Consider the following 7,129-nt stretch of genomic DNA (forward strand, 5'->3'; position numbering starts at 1 on the left):
CCAGGATGATCGAATCGTTGACCAGCACGCCGGCCAGTCCAAGCAGCGCGATCAGGCTGAGGATGGTCAGGTCGTAGCCCATCACCCAGTGGCCGAAGATGGCACCGATAAGGCCGAAGGGAATGATCGCCATGACCACGAAGGGTCGGGAATAGCTGGCGAAGACCCAGGCCAGGATGATGTAGATGGCGGCCAGGCCGATCATGGCGCCGAGGCGCATTTCCTCCATGGTGCGGGCCTGCTCCTCGGTGCGGCCCTTGAATTCATACTCGACACCATGGCGCCGGGCGATGGCAGGCAATTCGCCATTGGCCAGCGCCGTCAGTACCGCCGCGGCGCTGGTCGTGTTCTCGTCGACCTCACCGACTACCGACACCTGGCGCCGTCCATCCTCGCGGCGGATGCGCGAAAAGCCCTGGTCCTCGCGTATCGTCACGACCTGGCTGAGCGCTACCTCGGCGCCGCCGGGACCGCGCAGGTAAAGGCCCCTAAGCGCCCCGCCGTCGACCGTGCCGCGGGGGAAGCGCACGCGCACGGCGACTTCTTCGTCGACCCGGGCGAAGCGCTTGGCGATGCGGCCCTCGAAGGTGTCGCGCACCTGGCGGCCGACGCTTTCGACGGTGAAGCCGAGCGCCCGGCCGCGCGGCGTCACCTCGAGGATGATTTCACGCTTGCCATAGGGCAGGTCGTCCTCGACGTCGCTGACGCCTTCGAAGCGGGCCAACAGCGCCTGGGTCTCCCGGGCCGCCGCCTTGAGGGCGGCTGTGCTACCGCCGGAAAGCCGCACGTCGATCTCGCGCCCGGGCGGGCCGTGGCGGAACTCGCTGAGGGAGACGCGGTTGATGCCCGGCCGCATTTCGATCTCGCGGCGCCAGGCTTCGACGAATTCCTTGGTCCGGGCCTGGCGGCGGTCGGCCGGAACCAGTTCGACGTGCAGCCCGCCCAGGTGGTCGCCGCGCTGCGACTGGAACTCTGGCGATTGCGAGATGCCGAGCTTGCCGAAGCTCATCTGCACCAGTTCACCCTCGCCCAGCTTGCCCTCGGCCCGGTCCAACGCCTGGCCCAGCCCCGCCAGCATCTCGGCGGTCTGCCGGCGCGGCGTGCCGGGCACGAACTCGATGTTGGCGTAGATGGTGTCGGCCTCGGGCGAGGGGAAGAAATGAAAGTCCAGGCGGCCGCCGGCGACCATGCCGCCGCTGACCGCCAGCAGCGCCAGCGCCGCAGCCACGGAGAGGTAGCGCCAGCGCACGCACATTGCCACAAAGCGCCGGAAGGGCCCGTCGCGGAAACGGCCGAAGTGGCCGTCGAACCAAAGGCGGAAGCGCGAGCCCTTTTCCTCGGGCCTGAGCAGCGCGTGGCGCAGGTGTCCGGGCAGCACCAGGAAGCACTCCACCAGGCTGGCGATCAGCACCGCCACGACGACCAGCGGTATGGCCTTCACCACCTGGCCGATGATGGAGCTGATGAGCAGGATGGGCAGGAAGGCGGCAATGGTGGTCAGCGAGGCACTGGTCACCGGCGCCAGCATGCGCAGCGCGCCGGCCTCGGCCGCCTCGATCACGCCCAGGCCCTGGGCCCGCCGCGTAGCGGCGTGCTCACCGACCACGATGGCGTCGTCGACGATGATGCCCAGCGTCATGATCAGGGCAAAAAGGCTGATCATGTTGATGCTCTGGCCGCTCAGCAGCATGACACCGAGCGTCGCCATCATGGCCACCGGGATGCCGGCCGCCACCCAGAAGGCCAGCCGCCCGCTGAGGAAAAGGAAGAGCACGCCAAGCACCAGGATCAGGCCGCCCAGGCCGTTGCGCAGCAAAAGGTTGATGCGGTCACGGATGAACGAGGCCTGGATGTCGTAGTGCTCGAGCTTGAGCTCGCGGCCGAGCGTCGGCTTCAACTCGGTCACGTAGTCGTTGACGATGCGGGCCTGATCGAGGGCATCGGCGGAGGTGGCGCGTTGGACGTGAAGCGACACCGAGGGATGGCCGTGGCGCCGGCCGATGGGCTGGGAGTCGTCAAAGGTGTCGCTGAGCCTTGCCACGTCGCGGAGGTAGATCTTGCGCCCGTTTTCGAGCGCCCGGACCTCGATATCGCCGTAACCCCGGGCGTCCGTAGGCAGGCCCAGGCTGCGGATCTGGGCCTCGAAACGGCCCTCCAGGGTGCCCGAAGGCAGGTTCTGCGAGCTTGCCCGGATGCGCCCGGCGATGTCGCCCAGCGAAAGATCGAGGCGGCGCAGCGTGGCCGGGTCGACTTCGACCCAGATTTCCTCGTCGCGGGCGCCGAAAAGAGTTACCTGGTCGATGCCGCGGGCCAGCAGGTCGTCGCGGATGCGTTTGGCCGTGGCCTTCAGCGAGGCTTCGGAAAAGGGTCCCGAAAGCACAATGCGCGAGATGGTGTCGTAGCGCACGATGCGCCGGACCAGCGGCCGTTCGCTGTCCTCGGGCAGCGTCGTGATGCGGCCCACGGCGGCCTCGACGTCGGAAAGCGCGGACTGCATGTCGGCCTCGGCCGCGAACTCGATGACCACCGAGCCCGAGCCCTCGACGGCGAAGGAGACGACGCGGTCGACGCTGTCGATGAAGCGCACCTCGGGCTCGATGGCAGCGACGATGTTGGATTCCACGTCCTCGGCGGTGGCGCCGGGCCAGGCCACGGTGACCGAGACGATGTCGATGCCGATGTTGGGGAAGAACTGGGTGTTGAGCCGGCTGACGGCGACGATGCCGGCCGTCAGCATCAACACCATCAAGAGGTTCGAGGCGTTGCGGTGCCTGACAAAGAGGCCGATCAGATCTTTCAGCCACATACCCTAACGCACCTCGACCTTGACGCCCGGCCCGACCTCGCTGAGGCGCGTGGTCAGTACCTGGTCGCCGGTTTTCAACTCGCCGCGCAGCAGTACCTCGTTGCCCACCCGGGCCTCCACCTCGACCCGGCGGGGCTCGAGCCGGCCCTCGACGATGGCGTAGACCAAGCCGCCCTGATAGAGCGCGCTCTCGCTCACCCGGGCGACGGCGGCATAGACCTGGTCGGGCAGGCGCAGGCTGACGAAGGCGCCGGGGCGCAGGGGATCGCCGACACCGGTGCCCTGGAGCCGGGCATAGAGGTCGACGCCGCCGCTGGCGGCATCGATGCGGGCGCTGACGCGGTCGACCACGGCGGCGAATTCGAAAGTGCGCTCGCCGGCCTGCCAGCTGACCGCGACGGGGCGGCCGACGGCGCCGCGGGGATCGCCGGCCAGGCGTCCGTATTGGCGGTCCGAGAGATGGATGCTGGCCTCCAGGCGGCCGGCGTCGACCAGCCGGGCGATGCGATCGTTGACCGAGATACGCTTGCCGACCTGGGCCGCGGTATCGAAGATGAAGCCGTCGAAGGGTGCCGTGACGTGGCTGCGGGCGAGGTCGCGCCGGGCTCGCCTGACCCCCACCTCGAGGCGCTCGATGACGGCGCGCTGCTGCTCGATGCGGGCGCTTTGGGCGGACACGTTGCTGCGCCCGCTGACCACCAGTTGCTCCTGTCGGCTGTGGGCGATCTTGGCATCGTCGAGGGTCTTTTCCGAGACCGTGCCGCGGGCCCGCAGTTGTTCGCTGCGCTGGCGGCTGCGCGCCGTCAGGGCGAGTTGCTCGGTGTGGCGCTCGAGCACCGCCTGGTCGGCCTGGTAGCGCGCCGTGAACTCCTTCAGCCGGGCCCGGGCCTCGCTCAACAGCGCCCGGCGCTCATCCAATACGGCCTGATAGTCGAAAGGATCGATGCGCAGGATCAGCTCGCCCCGGCGCACGATGCCGCCCTCAACCAGGGCCGGGCCGACCTCCAGCACGGGACCGGCCACGAAGGCCCGCAGTTCGACCTGGCGGCCGGCCACGATGTCGCCGAAGAGCTCGATATCGGGCTGCAGGTCGGCGATCTCGACGCGCTGGGCCGAGACCAGCCAGACCCGCTCGGCCGGGGCGCTGGGCTCGACCACCGGTCGCGAAGCCCAGAGCGAAAAGGCAGTCAGCGCACCGATGCCCAGGACGGCCAGGGGAAAAAGGATTTTTGCCAGCTTGCCCATGCTCAGCCCTGGCGGCGGCCGCCGCCCCCAGCCTGTCCCGGGTCCAGACCCAGCGCCGCCAAAAATGCCGGGGCCACGGCGGCGGCCACCTGGTCCAGGCGCTCGGGCGTGTAGTGCTGCCACCCCATGCGGGCCAGCACCACCGGCCGGGCAAAGCCGAAGGCCAGCAACTGGCCGATGGCGGCGTGGGTCAGAAGCTTGATCTCGGGCTCCTCCGCCGAACAGCCGCGGGCCGCCGCCGCCAAGTTGGCCAGGGCGTCATGGATGGGACCGATGTGCTCGCGCATGATGATGTCGAAGGCGGCCGAGGGATTGTGCAATTCGCGCAGCATGATCTGGGCCCGGTCGTTGAGAAAATCGGGGCTCAGCAACATGGCGAAAAAGCCGCGCACGAAATCGGCGGCGACAGCGGCGATCCGCCGGCGATCGCCGCCGGCCGTGGCCACGGCGGCGTCCAGCCAATCGATGAGGCGATGCCGATGGGCCGCCACCTCGTCGAGGAAATCCCGGATCACCGCCTCGTAAAGACCACCCTTGCCGCCGAAGTGATAGGTGATGGCGGAAAGATTGACGCCGGCCGCCTGGGCCAGGGCGCGCGTCGAGACGGCAGTGAAACCGGACTCGGCAAAGAGCTTGCGCCCGGCCTCGATCAGGCGCACGCGGGCGCCCGGCCTTTGCTTGCCCGGGCCGCCGCGGGGGCGAGGCTCGGATGGTGACTCCGCAGCATTTAGGTCGTTCGTTTGAACCATAGCCAGAAGATGGGGAATGCAGCATCCTGAATCAATACCTAATCGGCGGCATCTGGACGCACCCCGGCGGGGTCGATACTGTGGCCGGCGTGACCGCGCCGCGAACCTATACCCCCATCGAGATGATCGAGCGCCTGGTGGCCTTCGACACCACCAGCCGCAACTCCAATCTCGAGCTCATCGATTTCGTCGCCGAATATTTGGCCGGCCATGGCGTGAAGGCCGAGATCATTGCCGATGAGGCCGCCGCCAAGGCCAACCTGCTGGCCACCATCGGCCCGGCCCGGCCCGGCGGCGTGGTGCTGTCGGGACACACCGATGTGGTACCGATCGACGGCCAGGACTGGCAGAGCGATCCCTTCACCGTGACCAGGCGCGAGGGCCGGCTCTATGGCCGCGGCACGGCCGACATGAAAAGCTTCAGCGCCGTGGCGCTGGCATTGGTGCCCGAGTTTTTGGCGCGGAACCCCAAAATTCCCATTCATCTGGCGCTTTCCTACGACGAGGAAGTGGGGTGTCTCGGCGTGCGCGGCATGGTGCCCCGCCTGGCCCGGCCCGAGCTCGAGCCGCTGGCCGTCATCGTCGGCGAGCCCACCAACATGCAGCTCGTCACCGCCCACAAGGGCATCCGCACCCAGACCACCACCGTGCGCGGCCTGGAAGCGCACTCATCGGCCACCCATAGCGGCGTCAACGCGGTGATGTATGCCGCCGAGTTGATCGCTTTTCTCGGCCGCCTGGCCCTTGAGGCCAAGACCACGGCGCCGCCCGATTGCCCCTTCGAGCCGCCCTATACGACCATCCACGTGGGCACGGTGGAGGGCGGCACGGCCATCAACATCATTGCCAAGGAATGCTGCTTCCGTTGGGAATTCCGGCTTATCCCCGGCGACGACGCGGAGCACTATTTCGACCGCTTCACGGCCTTCGCCGAAAACGAGGTGCTGCCCCGCATGCGGGAAGTGTCGGCCGACGTCGGCATCGAAACTGTGGCCTCGGCGGCGGTGCCGCCCTGCGTCCCCGAAGCGGGTTCGGCGGCCGAGACCCTGGTCATGGCGCTGGCCGGCACCAACCGCACCGGCGTGGTGTCGTATGGCACCGAGGCCGGGCTCTTCCAGCAAGCCGGCATGGCCACCGTCATCTGCGGCCCCGGCGACATCGCCCAGGCCCACAAACCCGACGAATTCATCAGCCTCGAACAGGTCGAGGCCTGCACGGCCTTCATGCGCCGCCTGGCCGACTATGCGGCGTCCGCCTGACAACGGCACCGGGGCATGAGCGCCGCCGCCGCACCCGCCCCGGTCGACCTCTTGGCGGCCGCCCTGGCCGCCGGCGCACCGGGCTATGGCGACGCCATCGAGGGCCTGCTCGACGCCATGGCGTCGGCCCCACCGGAGGGCGGCGAGAAATTCCGCGGCCTCGATCTGGGCGCCGCCGGCGGCAGCCTCAGCCAGCTCATTCTCGAGCGCCATGGCGGCGCCCACATGACCCTGGTGGAAGCCTCGGCGGAACTCCTGAACCAGGCCCGCAGGCGGCTGGCGGCGGCGTCTGAGCGGTGCGAATTCGTGGCCGGCGATTTCGCCCGCATCGACCTGCCCGGCAGCTACCACCTCATCGTCTCGGCTTTCGCCGTGCATCGCCTCGGCAACATCGACAAACGGGCGCTCTATCGCCGGGCCTACGCCGCCCTGGTGCCCGGCGGCACCCTGTTGATCGCCGATATCGTCAAGCCGCCCAGCGCCCAACTCGAGGCCCACTACCGGCGGCGCTGGCGGCACCTGGCCGGCGGCCCGGAAAACCGGGACTTTCTCGAGACGGCGGAAGCGGCCCTCGACCTGGACCACGGCGCGACGCTGGCCGAGCAACTCGAATGGATAACCAACGCCGGCCTGATCGACGTCGACATCCACACCAAGCGCTGGCACTTCGCCGTCTTCGGAGGCCGGCGGCGCGAGGCGTAATCCGAATAGATCATTCGGATTATTTTCTTTTGGTCCCTCACCGGGCGGGCGCATCCGCACCCTTGGCCTCCGACCCCCTAGAGGGGGGCGGCTTATTTTCGTTTTGTGCTTGGTCATTTAGGGCCTGTTGACAATTAGCGCATGGCAATGATGGTGGCGGCGAGGTTCAAGTTTGCGGCGTAGCTGGTATCGGTCTTGTCGTAGCGGGTGGCGATGCCCCGGAATTCCTTGATCTTGGCAAAGTAGTTCTCAACCAAATGGCGCCATTGGTAGATGTCCTTGTCGTAGGCGATTTGCCTTATCCGGTCGGCTTTTGATGGGATGACCGCGGTGATGCCACGTTGATCCAGTTCCGCCCGCAGCCAATC

General features: G+C 68.0%; 6 protein-coding genes. 2 read left to right on the forward strand and 4 right to left on the reverse strand.

The genetic code is table 11. The features are described from left to right. From QGG75_17970 to QGG75_17980, 3 genes are all read right to left on the reverse strand, one after another. The coding region (locus QGG75_17970; protein ID MDP6069117.1) for an efflux RND transporter permease subunit at nucleotides 1-2,806 on the reverse strand (2,806 nt) is incomplete at its 3' end. A gap of 3 nt (nucleotides 2,807-2,809) precedes the next feature. Further along, a complete protein-coding gene (locus QGG75_17975; GenBank protein MDP6069118.1) occupies nucleotides 2,810-4,051 on the reverse strand; it encodes an efflux RND transporter periplasmic adaptor subunit in 1,242 nt (413 codons plus the stop codon). A gap of 2 nt (nucleotides 4,052-4,053) precedes the next feature. After that, complete coding sequence (locus QGG75_17980; protein MDP6069119.1) at nucleotides 4,054-4,710, reverse strand: CerR family C-terminal domain-containing protein; 657 nt, start codon at nucleotides 4,708-4,710, stop codon at nucleotides 4,054-4,056. A 179-nt stretch (nucleotides 4,711-4,889) separates the two neighbouring features. Between QGG75_17980 and argE the strand changes: the two genes are divergently transcribed. Both argE and QGG75_17990 read left to right on the forward strand, forming a co-directional pair. Then, nucleotides 4,890-6,059, forward strand: a complete 1,170-nt coding sequence (gene argE / locus QGG75_17985) for an acetylornithine deacetylase (GenBank protein MDP6069120.1) — start codon at nucleotides 4,890-4,892, stop codon at nucleotides 6,057-6,059. A gap of 15 nt (nucleotides 6,060-6,074) precedes the next feature. Beyond that, nucleotides 6,075-6,761, forward strand: a complete 687-nt coding sequence (locus tag QGG75_17990) for a methyltransferase domain-containing protein (protein ID MDP6069121.1) — start codon at nucleotides 6,075-6,077, stop codon at nucleotides 6,759-6,761. A 134-nt stretch (nucleotides 6,762-6,895) separates the two neighbouring features. On the opposite strand, the gene QGG75_17995 is transcribed toward QGG75_17990, so the two are convergent. Continuing rightward, nucleotides 6,896-7,129: transposase (locus tag QGG75_17995; protein MDP6069122.1), on the reverse strand; the 234-nt coding region annotated here is incomplete at its 5' end.

Source organism: Alphaproteobacteria bacterium (assembly GCA_030740435.1).
Lineage (GTDB): Bacteria > Pseudomonadota > Alphaproteobacteria > UBA2966 > UBA2966.

Excerpts from the sequence above, each read along its gene's own strand:
- QGG75_17990 (MDP6069121.1), top strand. The coding sequence starts at position 6,075 with ATGAGCGCCGCCGCCGCACCCGCCCCGGTCGACCTCTTGGCGGCCGCC.
- QGG75_17975 (MDP6069118.1), bottom strand. The coding sequence starts at position 4,051 with ATGGGCAAGCTGGCAAAAATCCTTTTTCCCCTGGCCGTCCTGGGCATC.